Raw genomic sequence first — 18,537 nt, 5'->3', positions numbered from 1 at the left:
CCTATCCTCAATCCTGCCAGCTAAGCCCATGATTATCAAAACTCTTAGTATATTCCCGAATAATCGCAGAAAAAAATGCACGCAATTCTGGTGAGTCTACCTTCTTTTTCTTGTTCCCTCGGCAATAAATTTCATATGTTGCCGTATCCATATTCACTGTCCCATCCGTTGTCAGTACATCTTCTGTCACCAACTGACATTCATAGTCTTTCGTCCGCACTGCCATCTTGAAGGTCTGCCCGGGGTACATAGTATTGCTGATTACATACTCTCGTTCTTGACCGCCCAATGCCGCGGGCAAATTGCCATCAACATAATCGGGAACTTTAAAACCAGCCAGTTTCCCTAACGCCGGATATATATCGAGCGCACTAGTAAGCTCATCCACAATCCCCCGTTCAGGTATCCCTGCACCTCGCATCATATAGGCAGCCCCCACATGATGATCTGACAGCAGATAGGGTTCATCATCATAAACAGAACAGCCATGATCCGAATATAATTGGACGATATACTCATCATCTGCATAATGATCTTCCAAATAACGGAACAACGTGCCCAAAGCTCTGTCCACATTGCGCACCCCGTCAATGTTAGCCTGCTCATAAAGTGGTGTTTTTTGAATATATACACTAGGGCGGCTTTCATCATAGCCTGACACGCGACCAGAAAGTGATAATCCCGTCTGCGTGGTGAGTGGCACTTGAAAAGCCTTCGCCCGCCAAGGGTGGACATCCATAACATGCAGAAGCAGGAACTGATCGCATTCGCCAAATGCCTCCAAATGGCGAATGGTACGCTCAACGCCCTCATAAGCCGGCGTATTATAGGTAGTTGTCAGCAGGCGATCATATCCCCGGGTAGTGCGATTGGTAATACCATCACCACCTCCCATCAAATTGACACAATAATAGCCCAACTGTTTCATCTGCTCAGACATAGTCACATAGCAGGTGTCCAGACTCACTGCTGCCTGCTCATTGAACAACTGCGAATGATGCGGAGTCAAGCCAGACTCAATTGTAGCAAATGACGGATAAGTATACTCTCCCACCGAAAAATGGTTATTGAATATGATACCCCGCTTGAAAAAGCGCATGATATTGGGCACATCCTGGTAATTCCGTTCTTTTTGTGCCGCCCAGCTCATGGCATCCACTAATATATTCAAGACTACTTTTTTGCGCCTAGGACTGTGCCCCAACGGGACAAATTTCCCTACTACCATCTCATCCTTCGAAGAAATCACCGTTGGTTTATCCATACGGAAATACTGGAACATCCATTTCGAAAGCTGGGCTTCCATAACATTATCCCCACAACGAAACTCGATAGCTTGCGCATCTTCTGTCCCCGCTATGGCCAATAAGCCACGCTTGCTTTCCACAGCTATCTCTTTGCTTTTAGTCAGCTCAGCCCGTTGGATATCGAAAACGAAATCCGCTCCGCAGCGCAGAGCAAACTCACTATTATAGCGCATCGTTTCCAATAGCCAATTTTTGCCATTCATGCTTTCCTGTTCCGCATAGGCACCGACCCAATACGAATCCTGCTCTAAACTAGGCAGATACTCCCCAGCAAACACCGCTGCTTGCTGTTCTATCTTGCCATCTTTGATGAACATGCGCTGCGCAGCAAATGGCGCATAATTGCCAACCCCCATCGCTAATGACAATAAATCAAGACTTTGCTCATCCTTGATATCCAACGACAGAGGAACCTGATAAAACTTTCGCCGCAATCCTTGAAAATAAGCCACCGCCCGGGAATCCCCTAGCTTTTCGTAGCAAAGCACCAGCAATTGCAGTACCTTATCATTCAAACGCCGCTTGCCAAAAGCAATCTCCGCCTGTTCTAATGCCACCTCTACATTGCCATGAGCCAATGCATAGAAACCATAACAGATTTCAAAACCTGCTGACTCCGGATATACCTCACGAAACTTTATCGCATACAGTAAAAACTCATCGTCAAACTGCTGACAACGAAGTTTTTCCTTCAACGTTGTAAATAACTCTCGTACTTCCATTTTCCTCAATCCAGCATCCTAAAACACATATGATGATAAATTTTTCTTCAACCTTCGGTAGCGACCATCTGCATATTTCTGCATATACTCGCCCTCATAAGGTACCCGTGTCAATCCCCAAAGAAACCATAAATAATCCACATAAACCTTCCCTGCAACGAAATGCTGCCGCTCCTCTTTTTGAGCTTCACGCAAGTAATACGCTGCTAGAAGTGCTTTTTCTTCTACTTCCGTGTAATTGCATTCCAAAGATACACACGCTAAATCCCATATGTAATCATTCATCCCCGCATATTCCCAATCGATAAGCCAAAGTTTCTCTTGATCATCCAGAATCCAATTTCCCGGCAAAGGATCGTTATGACAAGGTACTATCGCCCCTATTCCTATTTTATCTTCATTCGCTTTCACCGCCATAACCTGTGCTTTGACCTTATCATAATCCGGATAGAGCTTTACTCTGTTTTCCATTATGATGTTTTCATAAATCGCAGCCATAGCAAAAACTTCGAACAAAACTCCTGTATCAACACCACTGGTATGCAACCGACGAAAAACTTCCGCCACCTTATGTATCATCATCGTCTCCCGCATAAGTGCCTCATTCACACTGCGATTACTTTCGATGAATTGCATCACCTTATTTCCTTCGTGATCAAAATAAAACATCGAAGTGTCCAAACCTAACTCACAAGCTAGCTCATTGCTCTTCTTCTCATCACTACGATTTATCATCTGCTCAGTGCCTTCACCAGGAATACGCAATACATAGGCCGTTCCATCCTCTCGCGTTATCTTATAGGAGCGATTAGTCATTCCTGTCAAACGCTTCATATCTACATAAGCTTCATTGCCAAACGTTACTTGCAGCAACGCTTTTATTCTCGGTACATCTTCAGCAACAATCTTACGTACTAATTCCGCCATTTCCTTTGCTCCTTTTCATCTATCCTCAGACAACGACGACGATTGCGGATCAAACAAAGCTAATTCCTGCAGGGAATCAAACTCGTAAATAACGCCCTCCGGATAACGCCGCCTATAAAGTACCAGCTCGTCTAAATGCTTTCGATATAAGTCTTCCCATAACCGTTCACGCACTTGAAGATTTTCATACCTATCCTCTAAAATCTGCACCAATCTTCGACTGAACGCCTCATCAAAATAAACATGCCCCAACATGACCCAAGCATTATTGCCTCCTATTGTCACCGCCGTAATGCGTTCCTGTTCATCAACAGTCAAACAGTATTCTGCCGTTTCCCCTTCTGCATAAACCGCTGCATAATAAGGACGATATACATAAGGCTCAAAAGGATTTTCTGTAAAGTAATTATCCGATGAACAGATATAGCTATTCGCTAGTACATTTCGTACACACATCAGCGATGAGGTATTATTGTAGCGATCATAATCTTCATTTACAACAACATGCACCCCGAATTTTTCAGCCAAATACATAAGCTGTTCTTTCTTATAGCCGACTACCAAATAGATATCTTCTATCCCTGCTGTTTGCAACTGTCGTATCTGCCGCTCTATCAGTATTTCACCACGAACCTCTGCTAACGCCTTTGGTTTTATCAAAGAAAACGGAGCAAACCGTGTACTCTTCCCCGCCGCCAGAATAATAGCATTCTGTACCCGATAAGGCTCCAGACTCGCTAATACCTTTGCCTCAATATGCCCATTTTCCCGCTGAGCATTATACTGTTCCAGACATTGCGAAAATTCCTTATTCGATAACCCCACAAACACTACATCCTTTCAGTCGGTTCTACGTTCATCCTATCACTATTTTTCCCCAACACCTTAGTACACCCATATAAAAAAACTCATAAGTCGAACGACCACCTTACCTATATCGCCTCTACTTGACCAGACAACGCCTTAAAAAACTCTGCCCCCCAAAGCTGCAATTTCTCTTCTGTTTTGATAAAGCTTCTCACATCTAACTTCGCCTGTTCATAATCGATAGAATCAAATCTCTCAATCAGCATATTTCTTAAGTCCTGAATAGTCAAAGTTTCTTTCTTACCCCAATGCCCAGTCTGCTCCAGGCGTTTTTGTAAATGAAACAGGTTGACCTTTGTCCTATTGGTAATATACCAAACAAAGTCATAAAGATCACGCCCCTTCACTCTATTTCGCCAATTTCGGCAAAGTACAGCATGTAATTTACCGGCAAACAAAGATGACTCATCATACAAACGAACCATGTAAGGAACAGGACGCAGACCGTATTTAATGTTATACGTAGCTCCTGCTGGAGGGTTCGTATCAATCTCCATCTTAATCTTTATTACTTCGTGTGGTGAAATCCCTGGAAAGCCACGCTCCTCCTTGTCCCATATCGTAATTAATTGGATTATGGTCTCTCCCTTGATAAAAGCAGATTGAACATCGTTAGGATTAGCCTTGATCTTTTTGGAAACCGACATTTCCAAACCATGACTAGCTAATGCCTCTTCCACATAGGAAAAATATTTTTCCAACGAAAAATCTGCATTGGGTTCAGCCAGTGAAAAATCCATATCTTCAGAAAAACGATCTAACCCATAAAAAATACGTAGTGATGTCCCACCATAAAAAGCCGCTTTCTGGAAAAAATCACTGCGACTCAGCCCATATAACGCTATTTCCTGGACAATCTCCTTTAACGCATTCCGATAGTCATCGGCTGTCTGCGGCTCATAGAATTTCATATAGTCATTCAATAACGTATCCACCAGCTCACCGCCCCTTGCTTAATAATTCCCCTAACAAATTCAAGTTGCGTCGTCTATAACGTGGCACCAGCTGCTGCAGCTCTTGCCGATCCAACTGCGAAAAAACGTCCTCATCAATACGTAAATCCACAAACAACAATTCCCTCAACGCTTTGTGACTATATACCGGTGGCTGAACATACAACATATCGCATAACGCCTTTTCGGGAGACGCTATTGCATAAAACATCTTCTTCTCTTCCTCACACTTGACACCAAGTGGAAAAGCAGCCGCAGGGATATCACGATATGTAAAAACCCCCAAATCATTTTTATATGTCTTGGAACGATTCTTACGAAAAGTAGCCGATGTACAAGCGTAAACACGCTCCGGAATCAAGCCATATCTTGAAAGCGCTGTCTCAAACGAAATATACGACGGACCATATATAGTCCCCGCTACTAGATATGGGGAAATTTTTGTGGTTGTTACATATAATCCTCTTCGCAAACGAAAAAGTTTCTCCTCCTGAACCATCCGCTTGATTTTCATATCAGGATTGGCATATCCAGAAAAAGAATCTAATAAATCATATGTCGTTCTAATCATAGCATTTTCCTCCACTAACTACAATTATATGATAGTTAGTGGAGGAAATCAAGGTATCTTCAAATCTTCTATACGTATTAACCAGAGATCCACGTAGCAAATTACAAATTCCATAAGATGATTTGCCTAAGTAACTGCGCTAAAACATAAAAGTTAATCCTATAAGCCTACACATACAAATCTTATTCAATCAATAACTATTCAGTCGTATCATCTAAAATCAGCCAAATTTTCATACACAATCCTTTTCCTCTTGTCTAGCAATCAATAGCTAAACCACATCAATCTCTCTAGACATGGCCGAAATTAAATTGTATCCATCCCAAATTAACGAAAAGTCCAAAGTTCTCCCCATTGGCACAATCCTATCTCCTCCACGACAGCCACTATCTTTGACAACGCTCAAAATATCTTCCTTAACGACACCATAATAACTAATCGTTTGGCATCGCTCAGTAAGAACGGGCTTAATATCAGTCAATTCATCTGCTTCGTATTCAATAAAGAAACCACTATTACCAGTATATTCTATAAGTTTTCTTGTTAATGATTTCACTTCAACTCTAGTTAGTAAATTATTTGCTGTATCTTGAAGTTTGCATTCACATTCCGCCCCCAAAAGACAGGTCTTTACCAACTTATCTACGGCCTGCACAGGCCCCAGCTCATAATGATTATCCAGTAGGTCTTGCAGCTGCTGCCAAAACTTGACTCTTGCTTGAACTTTGTTTCTTCCCAACCAAATGACAAAGCGAGGAGAGTTGCACGCATTCTGATCGCTTAGATAAGTGTCATTAAAAAAATCTTGAGCAATTCTTTCTGGATTGTCTGATCGTAGATAGTCATCGCCATCAATCACAGCCAGTCCAAATCTATCCGCAAAAACAATTTCATTAGCCCTTATCCCCAAGGGAAAGTTTCTTATTTCTCTAATAGTTTTATCCCCACCCCAGATGACTCTAGTTGAACAAAGAGCTGATAATGCCGTATTTACATCTTCGTCATGACCGTAACGCAGAAAATAAATATAAGGAACCAATTCCGGCATATCAGCCAGAACCTGACGAACCGCCTTGCAAATAATCTCCACTTGCGGAAACGACTTCGACGGCAAGCGTACAACACTAGCATCCCCCGCCAAAAGTGCCGCTACCCAAGAATAAGCAAAATTCATGGCCACATTGGACGGAGCAATATGAAAAACCAAGCCCCGTCCCAGTCTCTCACCAGTTCCTGCAAATTTTTGCGCTAACTGCCTAATATGGCTACGACGACAAAAAAAAGCAAATGTGATCACATCAGGATAACCTTTTGCTAATAAGTCAGTCATAAGGCATGCAGATAATTTTTGCAAAAAAGATTCTACCAAAGACGAAAAGACTGGCAAAGCTGGCAAAACCTGCCCATCATCTTTCTGAAGCATGCATAACCGTTCCATGCTTCCTACCTCAAAAGTCACTTTATTTTCCCACTGCATAGGTATCACTGCACCCTCTCAGCTCGGCATTTGCTAAACGTCCCATAATCTTAAAATATTTTCCCTTGCGTCCACATGGACAATCATCAACGCCCAATAATACGCCTTCATCCTCGGTCAGCAATGAATGTCCCGGATATGACTGTGGCATAGGAGTCAATACCTGCACAATTCCTGGTTCCCCAATATCACACGGAGAAAAATCCCTGCTTCGACGCATAATAATATCGGAACAGTTGCTAACATGTAAATGTCCCGCCTCACATTCCATACATATGGGTCCTGTTTGTTCGACCATACCGTAATAACTATGCACATACTTAAGTCCGCAGATTTTAGCCAACTCCTGTCGAAACTGTTCGTTGGAAACAGATTCCTGAGCTAATTTTTTCCACCCACCGCCATGCAACAAAAAACCGTTACTCAAGTCGAAAAACAAATTCCTATCTTTTACAGCTTGTAGAAAATACTTCCACACCATGAAAGTAAAGCCAAACAATAAGATATCTTCGCCCTTATGTTCTTGTAGAAAATCTCGTACCACCTCATACTGTAAATCCATATTATCATCCAACGCATAAATACTCTTACGACCAAACATGGAAAATCCTAGTATACCAGCTCCTCTAGCTGAAAAACTATGTCTATTTTTCAATACAGATGGACAATCCAAAATAATCATGGGAAGTCTGCTCGTCCCTATAAAAGAAGAAACGATTTTCGCCAATGTTTTTTGTTGCCAAGAAGCAGTTTCCTTGTCAAGATATATCTTAGAAACCTGCTGCCCTGAAGTCCCCGAAGATGTCATCATCTTAAAAATATTTTCTTTTGGAATACTCATTAAATCCAGATGCTTAAATAAGCGGACTGGCAGGAATGGAATATCTTGTACAGTTTGAAATTCTTTCCTATCATAACCTAACGTGCGTATAATATCAGCATAACAGTATGACATTTGCCGATGTTTTTCTGTTAATGCTCCCAACAATTCAACAAACAATTCATTCTTACGAACTTGTGATAAGCTGTAAGGTTCCAACGACAACAACTCTTCATAAGTCATAATATTGCTCCAGTTCTCTATATAAAGTCTTGCCAGCAGCATTTTTAGGTAAATCCGGAATAGACAGGACACGCAGTGCTGATGGATGAATGGCAATTTTTTCAACAAGAAAACTTTTTATTTTCTCATCCATATCGCCCCCTACAAAAAAAATAAACAAGTAATCATCCCGGCCGGTGCAAGCAAATTCAGATTCTTTGAAATGTTGACGCAAGATATGCTCCACTTCCGCTAAATTTATACGTTTGCCAAAAATTTTTAAAAATCTTTTCTTGCGTCCCACTACAGTATAAAATCCATCTTGATCACGCTGGGCAATATCACCTGTCGCCAAACGACCATGTTGTTCATCGCCATTAGCCAATTCTTCCTTGTTTTCTGCATACCCTAGACTAACATTAGGTCCATAATAAATAAGTTCTCCCGGGGTATCCGCTAAATCGATAATATTATCATTATCATCTGATAATTCAAACCGTCCTCCCGGAATAGCAATTCCCATTGCCCCAGCTTTAGCCAAAGAATATTCCGCAGGCAAATACCCCATTCTTGCCGTAGCTTCTGCTGCTCCATACATAACTACAAATTTTTTGCCTCTCTCCATAGCATAACGGGCAAACTTCTCGTGCAATTCCGGATCCAGTTTACCGCCTGCCTGCGTGAGCGTATGCAAAGATGGCAAATTCATGCGAAAGAAACGCAATTTTTCCAACATAGTATATGTATAGGGAACACCACTGAAACTAGTTACTGCCTGTGTTTTTACCATATCCCAAAATTCCCGCTGAAACATAGTCTTTTCTGTAACCACTAAAGAAGCACCTGCATAAAGATGCGTATTGATTACAGACAGTCCATACACATAGTGCATAGGCAGGCTGGTAATCGCCCGTTCCCCAGCGTCAATATTGAGGTAAGATACAATAGACTCCGTATTTGAACGGATATTATCGTAACTAAGACGTACAAGCTTTGGACTTCCCGTGGAGCCAGAGGTAGTCATAAGTAAAGCTAAATCTTCATACAATGAAACTGGTTCTTCATAGCAAGTTTTTAGTAATTCATAACCATCATCCCCAAAAACACATTTCATTCCTGAAAAATGATGCCTACCGCTTTTAGGCAACCACAAGTAATCTGGTTTATAAGTATTCAACAACTCATTCAATAAAGAATTATCTAATTTATAATCCAGCAATAAAGGAACAATATTATTATTTATAGTACCAACATAACCATAAATAGACGCCGGAGTATTAGTGCACAATATGAAGACTAAGCAACGATTACCAATAGCCTTTGCTATTGCATTTGATTTATGAATCAACATTTCATATGTAACACAATGCTCTCCATCGATAAGTGAAACATCACCTTTATACGCGCTTAAATTAAACATCATCAAAGCCCACTCCATGAAGTTATCCATAATAGTTGACAGTTTAAAAATATCTTATACTACTTATGGATAGTTATCAGGCATTAAAATTTTATGCCGTATGCATTTTTAGATAATATTTCTTTTCCTTTTTCAAAACTACTTAATTCGATAATGTCATCTGTATCCAACATTATATCAAACGCTTCTTCCAATGCAGAAATCAAACTCATATGTCCTACGGAATCCCATAATTCTATTCCTTGATATTCTAATTTTTCAACCTCTGACTCGTTTACATCAAATGTTTCTGCAAAAACCTTAGTATATTTTTCTAAATCAGTCATAATAAACACTCCTTAATTATATTAATTGATCAAATGTAATCATTGTGTCTGTTTTTATATCCATTTTAGCTTTTCTCCCAATTATTTTATCAATTTCATTAGGTGGTATACCATTTCCTGGACGTTTAGCATATATATCATTCTCTTTTATTATATCACCCTTTTTTATATCTCTGATTGAAATCAAACTACGACGCATCTTGGTACGTTGCTCAATTTCTTCCGCTACTAAAATTCTTTTCTTATCTCCCATAGCAATTTGAATAGCTCTACACTTATCCACCATCTTAGAAAATTCATCTGGTTCAGTAGCCATCCCATTATCCATGCCAACTATCTTCCTATCCAAGGTAAAATGTTTCTCTATCAAACCAGCCCCTAAAGCTACCGATGCAATAGCTGCCGCATCACCTTCTGTATGATCAGAAAATCCAATTGGGAAATCATGAAATAATTCACGCAAACCAATAATATTATTCAAATTAACGTTATCCAATATTGTAGGGTAAATCGAAACACAATGTAGAATAACCATTTGATTTACGCCTGCTTTTTTTAATACGCCAACAGCTTCAATTATTTCATCTGTTGTTGCCATCCCTGTTGATAAGACTACTGGCACATGTTTATTTCCTATATATTTCAAAAAACTTAAATTATTTATTTCCATAGAAGCTATCTTTACAAACGGAACATTGCATTCATCCACTAAAAAATCAACTTCATCCTCTGAATATGGTGTAGATGAAAAAGCTATCCCAGTCTTCTTACAATACTTTGATAGTTCCTTTATCGCTAACTCATTTAACGAAAATTTTTTTACAAATCTCTCTGCGATAGGATTAGATTCATAATATGTCCTAGAGTAAAGGGATTTAGTAGTCCACGATTGAAACTTAACACAATTACACCCTATCTCTACAGCCTTATCAATCATCTCTCTAGCAACATTTATGTCTCCTCTATGACTACTATTTACTTCAGCTACAATATAAGGTCTGCCATAATCTGATATAACTGTCCCATCAAGGAACCTACATTCAGCCATAACTATTCCTCCATTAGAGGCACCAGCATTTCCGCTTTGATTACAGAACGCGGCAAAAAAGGTGCCATATCTTCTATCGGCCGATGAACAAGCTTCTTTTTTTCATTAAATGCATATGATTCATGAATATATATTTGTTCAGGCACACTGATCACTTCAACAAGCTCAAGCTGGTCTGCAGCCATGTCATTCAAGTATTCAATAAGTTCTGATCTATATTCTATATGCCTATATTTGATGTCAAAGCAGAAAGCTATTCTTGAAAAATCAGCTGTAGGCACACCATCACTAGGGTCATTTCCGATTGTCCTTTGCCTAAATAAATCTTGTTGTCTCTTTCTTATAACAGCATACATATTATTATTGACAACTACGATTTTTGCTGGTATTTTCATTTTTGATATTATTTGCAACTCCTGCATATTCATCAAGATAGATCCATCACCAACAATACATATAATATTTTTGCGGCCAGCAGCATACGCTCCAATAATTGCAGGAATTGCATATCCCATCGCTCCTTGTGCCGCTGGAAATAAGCATCGTTGATTCTCCCTAAATCTACCAGCAGATGGAACAATCAATTCTTCAAACCCAGCATCCGTAATTATAGTAGCATTGGAAGAGACTATCTCAAAAATCGAATCTACTAATGTATATATATCTATTTTATTTTTATCTATCAAATCTTGTACAAACTGCTCTTTATGAATCGCAAATAGCTTTTTCCAATGCAAACATTTATGAAGCCATTCTTCATGACGTTTCTTCAATCCGCATTCCAATAATTTTCTTAAAAATATCTTGGCATCACAAACAATTAATTTATCTACAATTTCCGACTTGGTATGCTCAATTTCATCTACGTCAACAACTACCACCTTAGCATGTCGTCCAAAATTTTCTCTAACGCCTGTAAGCTGCGAAGACAATCTAGAACCTAGCACCAAGATATAATCACTATTTTGCACAGCAAAATTTCCACTTCTCGAACCACCAATACTTCCCACTGTCCCTATAGAAAACTTGTACCCGCTCCCATAAATATCACATCCCGCCGGAGAAGATACACACGGAATATTGTATTGGGTAACCAATTTCTCCAATTCTCTCTTTGCATTCCTCGCACCTCCACCTATAAGCAATATAGGATGATTTGCTTTATTTAGCTCGCCTGTTACTTCATTAATTGATGCATCTATACTACAGCAATTATCATTATCACATACATTGCGATATTTTACCTGATAGCAATTTTCATTCATATGCATATTTTGCACATCAAGAGGGACATCTATCCACACTGGACCTTTTCGACCTTCTCTAGCTAAATAAAGCGCTTTCTCTACCTCATAAACCACCGTATTAACATCTTCCAACATTACAGCATATTTGGTAATTGGTCGGACGATATTAATAATATCCGCTTCTTGCGAGCCATATGTTCTTATCTTTATTCCTGTATAACGTACGTTTTCTTTTAGCGGATTATTCCCCGATATAAAAATCATAGGAATACTATCTTGATACGCACATAGACAAGCAGTAACAGCATTTGTTGCCGCACAACCTGTTGAAACTAAGCACGCACCTAGATTGTTATTAGAACTCGAATAAGCCATCGCTGCATAAGAAGCTCCCTGTTCATGATAAGTTGCAATCGGAATAACATTCTTATTTTTAGCCAAAGCATCTGTTAAATACAATATTCCTCTACCTGCTATAAAAAAAACATGATTGATTCCAGCTTCATTTATTTTTCTTATAATGTAATCTGACACACGTTCCATTTTACTACTTTCCTCTTTTTGGAATATAACGTTTCATCACTTCAGGTACTGCTATTTCCAATTGTATCGAACAAACTTCATGCTCATTTACATATCCTATTGCCCTTCCTTTTGCAAATCCTCTTGAAAAAGCCTCTAATACAGCTTCAATATCTAAGCGTTCACCTGGAAGTATCGGCTTTTTAAATCTTGCATTTTTTACAGATACAAAACCTGTTTTTTTTCCCTTATATTCAGGTATCGTTAAAAATGTCATTAAAAATACCTGGGTCAAGGATTCTATTTGTATAAATCCAGGAACATTGGGTTCATCTTTGAAATGTGCGGGAAAAAACCATTCATTATATGTAAAGTTTTTAAACCCATTTGCGTATTGTCCTGGACAAGCTTCCGTTATCATATCTACAAATAATAAAGGATATCTATTTTGTTGGTATTCCTGTATATCAATTGCATTTAAATTATACAATTTATCCATAAACTGCCCCCCCTACTGTGATTCCCAAGCAAACAACATCAACATTCACTCACATTACAAAAATGCGTATTGCTAAAATCTGCAGTCATAACAGCTCCAGACATACCAGTCCCAAAGCTGCCTATAACTGTCTTCCCCCACGAATTACGATTTTTCCGCTCCAAACACATAGCTAAAAGCACTGATGCGCCACCTATATTGCCATAACCATCCACATTTATGATCACTTTTTTTATATCTAGCTGCATAGACCTTACAAGACTTTTTATCATAAACTCATTTGCTTGATGAAAAACATATGTATCAACGTCCTCCTTACTCCAAGCTCTTTTTTGCAAAGCTTCCTCTAATTGCTGTGGAATCTCATCCAATACAAAACGCATAACTTCAAGCCCATTCATATATTCATCTTGTAAGCTGCGAACATTTCCCTCGGCATCAGTCGATTCTATATCCGTCACCCCCGGCTTTATGGGCATTCGCTCTCCGCCGGCAGGAGTGTAAAGGTACTTGAGACCACTGCCGTCATGGACAAAAGAATATTTCATGGGAAGTTTGCCACCACCTGTAACCAGCAGTGCCGAGCCTCCATCTCCCGCCACCATTTTCAAGGCCCTGTCCCTGGGATTCATATGCTTGGTAGCTGTATCACCGCAACAAACCAATACCTTCTGGCACTGACCGCTTTCCACCAGCAAAGAAGCTACAAAGATGCCATAAATCACCCCGGTACAAGAATGATTTATATCCATGGCGATGCATTTGGTAGGAATACCCAAAGCAGTCTGTATCAGCCCACTATCCCCCGGATAAATATAATTAGGATGAGGTGTAAGCATTACAATCCCATCAATGCTACTGGCCTCTACAGAAAGTTCCCTGAAAAGCACCTTTGCCGCATCTATGCAATAATCAGCAGCTGACATATCTGGTGGTGCCTGTCTTATTTTGTGTATACCTGTCAGCTTCATGGTTCTCTTCAATGTGTATTCATCAATATCCATATCCATCAAGTCAAATTGCTTATTGGGAACAGAGACAGCTACACCTACAATTTGCGCTACTATATCTTTATTCATCGTTTATCACCTTTTTATTTTTTCAGCGCCAAGCTCCACGCAGTTGACCACCATCTACCACAAAATCTTCACCGGTAATCCACCTTGCTCTGTCGCTCAAAAGAAAAAGTACCATGCCACTGACATCACCGGGTTCTCCTATTCCCAGAAGATGACGCTCTTTTACCCCACCTGGTTCACCCATTTCTTCAACAGAAGACTGTGTCATGTGTGTTTTTACATAGCCCGGGCTTATTGTATTTACACGATGCTTTTCACGAGACAAATCATGAGTCATCGAACGCACCGCTACCATAAGAGCCGCTTTTGTGGCTGAGTATACAGAAAGTCCCTTTTCTCCTGTATGACCTGCGGTAGAGGAAAAAAGTACAAACGATGAACCTGGATTGATAAATTTCTTTTTGGAGATAATCTTCATAAGATTCATCGCTCCCCAAAATCCTGTTTCCATGATTGCTCTTGCTGTTTTTTCATCGTAATACTTCAGAGAAGTAGTACCTGTAACTCCAGCAGTGTATACCATTCCATCAAATTTACCATTCTGAATAGTACAAGCACCCAAAACATCAGACCAAGTCTCACCAGTAGCATTTGTTACATCAACCGATGCTATATCAATTTTGTCCGATCTTTCTTTCTTTAACTCCTCAAGTCTTTTTTTATTTCTTGCAACCGCCAATACCCTTGCTCCAGACTCAACAAGTTCCAGTGCCACCTGTCGTCCCATGCCAGAGGATGCTCCTACCACTACAAAATTCTTACCAGAAAAATCAAATGTTACATCCTTCATACTTCATCCGTCTCCATCACTTTTGTGGTGCTTAGATCCATCAGGACAGAAGCAATAGACATCCCTACACCAAAGCCCGACAGCAAGGATCGTTGATAAGTACCGAACTCACTTCTACGCTGCATCTCCGACATAAGGACAGGTATGGATGCCGAGCTGGTGTTTCCTATATTCTCAGATCGAAAAGGCATTTTCTCCCTGTCAATCCCCATTTTGTCTGCCAAAGAAGCCACAATCATGCTATTAGCCTGATGCACCAGGGCAATATCTAAAGCCTCAATTCCAACAGAAGCATACTCTAAAAGCCTTTCAATATTCCTGGGCACATCATCAAGAGAAAAATCCATTACACCTAAACCATCCATATTACAATAGTTCTCCTGAATATTGGCAAGTTTTTCACCCTCGGTAATTCTTAGGGCACGATACCCTCCCCTTTGCACCAAAAGCATATCTGCTCTTTCGCCATAACTCTCGATATGAAAAAATGCTTTGGCTTCCTGGCTTTGACCTAAGATGGCCGCTGCGCCGGCATCCCCGGCTATGGAAAATAACCCTGTATCCTGAGGAAAAGCATTCCTACTGGAAGTATCCCCTACCAGCAAAAGGACCTTCCTGCCACCAATAAAATCCAGCATAGATGCTGCCTGAAAAATACCATAAACAAATCCAGAGCATCCCAGATTTACATCATAGGCAATTATGTCCTTAGGCAAATGCAAGCGCTCCTGTAGATAATAGCTGGTAGCCGGAGTTAAGTAGTCTGCCGTCTGAGTAATAAAGATAAGCGCACCTATGTCCTCTCTTTTCCATCCAGCAGAAAAAAGTTTCTCCGCTGCCTGATAGCATAAATCTGATGTACACACATCCGGCTCTGCTATGCTAAGGCGGTGAACCCCCGTTCCCTTGGCTAGTCGTGCTGCTTTTTTTGCAGGCAGCAAGTCCTTGCATCTTTCCTCGATGGAAACGCGCTTACTGCTGACTGTCGCAGTGACGGCTTCCAGACAAAAGCCGGATATTTGCCCCAGCATCACTTATCCCCCATCAGCAGACTATACAAATCCCTCAACGTTTTAGCAGCCTTCACGTCCGCAGGCCAAATTTTCTCCTTAGCAACGGTAGCACCAAAAGCCAAGAAAGCCACATAACTGAGAGAATCCCATTCTTCAATATCCTTCAGCACCGAATCCATAGACAGTTCTACCTCCGTATCCATGATTTCAGTCATTTTTTCCAAAAATTCCTTTTCCTCCATGATGATTGCTCCTTTCAAATGTCAATTCTCATACTTCATAAAACAGCCACATTCGTAGGTGAGTGAGCCACGCAGACAAGGCTCGCCATGCCCCGGCATCATCATTAAATCATCACTCATGCCCAGCAGAACAGGCAATGTTTTCTTCCTGTATATCTCTTTATCTCCACCGGGAAACCGAAGTATAACCGGCGTATTAGGAATCACATAATCCCCGGTAAAGACATGGATGTTGTCAAAATTTATAAGCGTACTTCCAGGAGAATGTCCCGGACAGGACACAAGTTTTATTTCATGGCCTTGCCATGTAAAATCATACTCCTCAGCAAAAGTAATATCAGCTTTGATTGCATCAGCTGGCAAAGCATCAAAGAATGATATGATTTCTCTCTTCTCTTGTTCTGTTTTATCCTCCACCATCGGAAAAAAGACAAATGGACGATTATTCTTTGCTACTGCTATGCTCTCTGCACATTTCTTCTGGCATATCACGGTTGTATTGAATTGTTCTTTCAGCCAATTTACTCCTGTAACATGATCAAAATGTTCATGTGTAAGCAAAATATGAATATGCTTTACCCCTTTTTCCCTCAGTACAGCCAGTGCCTCCATTGACTTATGGGGATCTATAATTAAGGCCTCATGATTCTCAACCAGCAAATACATATTCGACTCAGAATACCTTAAAACAAATCTAGAAAAACTATTCATATTGCTACCATCCCCATATCTCGTTATATCGGCATGGCAGGATTACCAAAAACCTTTTGTCCCTTGCCAACGCGTTTAAAAACTACACTGGCCACACCTACATAGGCATCATCCTCAATCGTGCTATAAGGCATTGCGACAGAATTAGTTCCCCAAAAGGTTCCTTTTCCTACAGTAGCATAACCATTGATGCTGACTACCCCCATAATACTGGAGAAATCTCCGACCTGTGCATCATGCCCTACGCCATCTCTGCCATTGAGAATAACAAAATTCCCCACCACAGAATTATCATGTATAGTCGTGAAATGCCCGATAATATTGCCTATGCCAATTTTCGCTGTACCATGTATTATGGCTGTCTTATGTATAAGATTTATAAAATCAGCTCCAGAAGCAAGCATGGTTTCCACTAGTTTTTTCCTCCCAGCAGGTGAAGCTATGGCACATATAAACAAATCATCTTTTTCCACCTGATAAGAACCTACCTCCCCCAGCAAAGGCAAAGGCAGTTTCTTATACTCTTCCTCAGTAAGCTTAATATCCCCATCCAAAAAACCTTTGATATCCCATTTCTCACCATATCCTATCGAGCCCTGCGCATGCCAGAAAACCTCCCGGGCATAGCCACCCACTCCGATAATAACTAAGTGTTTCATCGCTTCATCCCCTAAAACCAATCATCAAGATTCACTCGCCTACACACTTAAAAATTCACCATATGTGCAACTTTGAAAACCTTTCATTAATTAATTTGACGCATATACCACAAATTCCTTCCTAGTCACCCTTTCACATACTTATCCATTAACTATGTTACCAACAAATATTAGCTTCCATTCGATCTTTAAAGTAGTCCCTGCAATATACAAGGAACTTCTGCACGTTTGCAGCATTTTCCTTCTTGTAGGCTTCTATTTCCTCCACCAAATTGGGGGTCGTATTACGCGCAAACTCTACTTCCTCCGGCTCAATACCAAAGGCCACCCCCCAGCCTTTTTCACCTGAACTCAAATAGTCCGCTCGTGTCTTTCCTGGTTCTGGAATGACTATCGATACGCAACCACAGATAGCTGCTATATTGGAGTAAAAGGTCTGTGTATCAAAGGAGTAGCAATAGCGGCACTTATTCATGACCTCTACTTTTTTCTCTTCGGGTAAGTAATCTAATACTTCTCCCGGTACAGTAGGCGGTAAATCTGGACGATTCCACCCTTTTCGTATAATAAAGCAACTGCCCTCCCGATAACCATAATTCCATCTTTTATATAAATCATAATTAAAATGACGCAACGTAACCTGGCGACAGGTTGGATTTAGCTGGTAATCATTAAACACATCCCGATAGCAAATAAACATATCATCTTCGCCATACGGCTGTCCCTCTTCATATTCTTCTGTAAACCGATTCTTGTTAAGGAACCATCTGACCACATGTTTAGCACCTAGTGGATTACCAAAAACAACTTCAGGATATACCACGATAGTATCATCATCCACATAAGGCCAATCAGTCATTACACATCCCTTGACGGGCCCTTCCTGACTGGCAAAGTCCGGTTTGCCCCTGCCATTTATAAACGGCAGATATTTTCGCAGGAGTTCCTGCCGGGTTCGCGGAATCCTTTCATCCGTATGCAGCAGAAAGATCTTAGCATCATAGCCTAAATCAGCCAACATGCGGCATAAAAGGTGCAATACAATGGTTCCTCCCCATAATTGTGGGAGAGATGCTATCAAAAAACGTGGTCTGCACATCTTTTCTTTCATTTTG

19 protein-coding genes are annotated in these 18,537 nt (G+C 40.5%); all 19 read right to left on the bottom strand.

The genetic code is table 11. From position 1 onward, the window contains the following. Window positions 1–7: 7 nt before the first annotated feature. The 19 genes from BLQ36_RS10315 to BLQ36_RS10225 all read right to left on the bottom strand — a co-directional run bounded on the left by BLQ36_RS10315 (window position 8) and on the right by BLQ36_RS10225 (window position 18,533). A complete protein-coding gene (locus BLQ36_RS10315; protein WP_074515517.1) occupies window positions 8–2,029 on the bottom strand; it encodes a sulfatase-like hydrolase/transferase in 2,022 nt (673 codons plus the stop codon). A gap of 18 nt (window positions 2,030–2,047) precedes the next feature. After that, complete coding sequence (locus BLQ36_RS10310; RefSeq protein ID WP_074515516.1) at window positions 2,048–2,956, bottom strand: choline/ethanolamine kinase family protein; 909 nt, start codon at window positions 2,954–2,956, stop codon at window positions 2,048–2,050. A 15-nt stretch (window positions 2,957–2,971) separates the two neighbouring features. Further along, on the bottom strand, window positions 2,972–3,781 hold the full coding sequence (locus BLQ36_RS10305; RefSeq protein ID WP_074515515.1) for an NTP transferase domain-containing protein: 810 nt from the start codon (window positions 3,779–3,781) through the stop codon (window positions 2,972–2,974). Window positions 3,782–3,888: 107 nt separating this feature from the next. Next, the gene (locus BLQ36_RS10300) at window positions 3,889–4,758 is read right to left on the bottom strand and encodes a nucleotidyl transferase AbiEii/AbiGii toxin family protein (RefSeq protein WP_218970080.1); all 870 of its coding nucleotides are present in this window, start codon (window positions 4,756–4,758) and stop codon (window positions 3,889–3,891) included. A gap of 4 nt (window positions 4,759–4,762) precedes the next feature. Further along, on the bottom strand, window positions 4,763–5,347 hold the full coding sequence (locus BLQ36_RS10295; RefSeq protein WP_074515514.1) for a type IV toxin-antitoxin system AbiEi family antitoxin domain-containing protein: 585 nt from the start codon (window positions 5,345–5,347) through the stop codon (window positions 4,763–4,765). A gap of 271 nt (window positions 5,348–5,618) precedes the next feature. Beyond that, a complete protein-coding gene (locus tag BLQ36_RS10290) occupies window positions 5,619–6,824 on the bottom strand; it encodes an acyl-CoA reductase (RefSeq protein ID WP_074515513.1) in 1,206 nt (401 codons plus the stop codon). Then, a complete protein-coding gene (locus BLQ36_RS10285; RefSeq protein ID WP_074515512.1) occupies window positions 6,808–7,887 on the bottom strand; it encodes an acyl-protein synthetase in 1,080 nt (359 codons plus the stop codon). Before BLQ36_RS10285 ends, BLQ36_RS10290 begins: the two co-directional genes overlap by 17 nt. Next, window positions 7,877–9,289: an AMP-binding protein gene (locus BLQ36_RS10280; RefSeq protein WP_074515511.1), complete on the bottom strand. Its 1,413-nt coding sequence runs from the start codon at window positions 9,287–9,289 to the stop codon at window positions 7,877–7,879. The genes BLQ36_RS10285 and BLQ36_RS10280 overlap by 11 nt, the downstream gene beginning before the upstream one ends. An 80-nt stretch (window positions 9,290–9,369) precedes the next feature. Further along, window positions 9,370–9,612, bottom strand: a complete 243-nt coding sequence (locus tag BLQ36_RS10275; RefSeq protein WP_074515510.1) for an acyl carrier protein — start codon at window positions 9,610–9,612, stop codon at window positions 9,370–9,372. 16 nt (window positions 9,613–9,628) lie between these two features. Next, window positions 9,629–10,660, bottom strand: coding sequence for an N-acetylneuraminate synthase family protein (locus BLQ36_RS10270; protein WP_074515509.1), 1,032 nt, complete (start codon window positions 10,658–10,660; stop codon window positions 9,629–9,631). A 2-nt stretch (window positions 10,661–10,662) separates the two neighbouring features. Next, the gene (locus tag BLQ36_RS10265; RefSeq protein ID WP_074515508.1) at window positions 10,663–12,450 is read right to left on the bottom strand and encodes a thiamine pyrophosphate-binding protein; all 1,788 of its coding nucleotides are present in this window, start codon (window positions 12,448–12,450) and stop codon (window positions 10,663–10,665) included. 4 nt (window positions 12,451–12,454) lie between these two features. Next, window positions 12,455–12,928: a 3-hydroxyacyl-ACP dehydratase FabZ family protein gene (locus BLQ36_RS10260; protein ID WP_074515507.1), complete on the bottom strand. Its 474-nt coding sequence runs from the start codon at window positions 12,926–12,928 to the stop codon at window positions 12,455–12,457. A gap of 38 nt (window positions 12,929–12,966) precedes the next feature. Next, window positions 12,967–14,007, bottom strand: coding sequence for a ketoacyl-ACP synthase III (locus tag BLQ36_RS10255; RefSeq protein WP_074515506.1), 1,041 nt, complete (start codon window positions 14,005–14,007; stop codon window positions 12,967–12,969). 22 nt (window positions 14,008–14,029) lie between these two features. Then, complete coding sequence (locus BLQ36_RS10250) at window positions 14,030–14,797, bottom strand: SDR family oxidoreductase (RefSeq protein WP_074515505.1); 768 nt, start codon at window positions 14,795–14,797, stop codon at window positions 14,030–14,032. Beyond that, window positions 14,794–15,828, bottom strand: a complete 1,035-nt coding sequence (locus tag BLQ36_RS10245; RefSeq protein ID WP_074515504.1) for a 3-oxoacyl-[acyl-carrier-protein] synthase III C-terminal domain-containing protein — start codon at window positions 15,826–15,828, stop codon at window positions 14,794–14,796. Before BLQ36_RS10245 ends, BLQ36_RS10250 begins: the two co-directional genes overlap by 4 nt. Next, complete coding sequence (locus tag BLQ36_RS10240; RefSeq protein ID WP_074515503.1) at window positions 15,828–16,052, bottom strand: hypothetical protein; 225 nt, start codon at window positions 16,050–16,052, stop codon at window positions 15,828–15,830. The genes BLQ36_RS10245 and BLQ36_RS10240 overlap by 1 nt, the downstream gene beginning before the upstream one ends. A 21-nt stretch (window positions 16,053–16,073) precedes the next feature. After that, the gene (locus BLQ36_RS10235) at window positions 16,074–16,763 is read right to left on the bottom strand and encodes an MBL fold metallo-hydrolase (protein WP_074515502.1); all 690 of its coding nucleotides are present in this window, start codon (window positions 16,761–16,763) and stop codon (window positions 16,074–16,076) included. A gap of 23 nt (window positions 16,764–16,786) precedes the next feature. Continuing rightward, window positions 16,787–17,422 (bottom strand): acetyltransferase, encoded by a 636-nt coding sequence (locus BLQ36_RS10230; protein ID WP_074515501.1) that lies wholly within the window; start codon window positions 17,420–17,422, stop codon window positions 16,787–16,789. Window positions 17,423–17,579: 157 nt separating this feature from the next. Beyond that, complete coding sequence (locus tag BLQ36_RS10225; RefSeq protein ID WP_143558746.1) at window positions 17,580–18,533, bottom strand: hypothetical protein; 954 nt, start codon at window positions 18,531–18,533, stop codon at window positions 17,580–17,582. Between the last annotated feature and the right edge of the window lie 4 nt (window positions 18,534–18,537).

The sequence above is a fragment of the Selenomonas sp. WCT3 genome (assembly GCA_900100835.1).
Lineage (GTDB): Bacteria > Bacillota > Negativicutes > Selenomonadales > Selenomonadaceae > Selenomonas_A > Selenomonas_A ruminantium_E.
The sequence above is the reverse complement of the archived record's forward strand: the minus strand, read 5'-3'. Positions and strand labels throughout refer to the sequence as shown.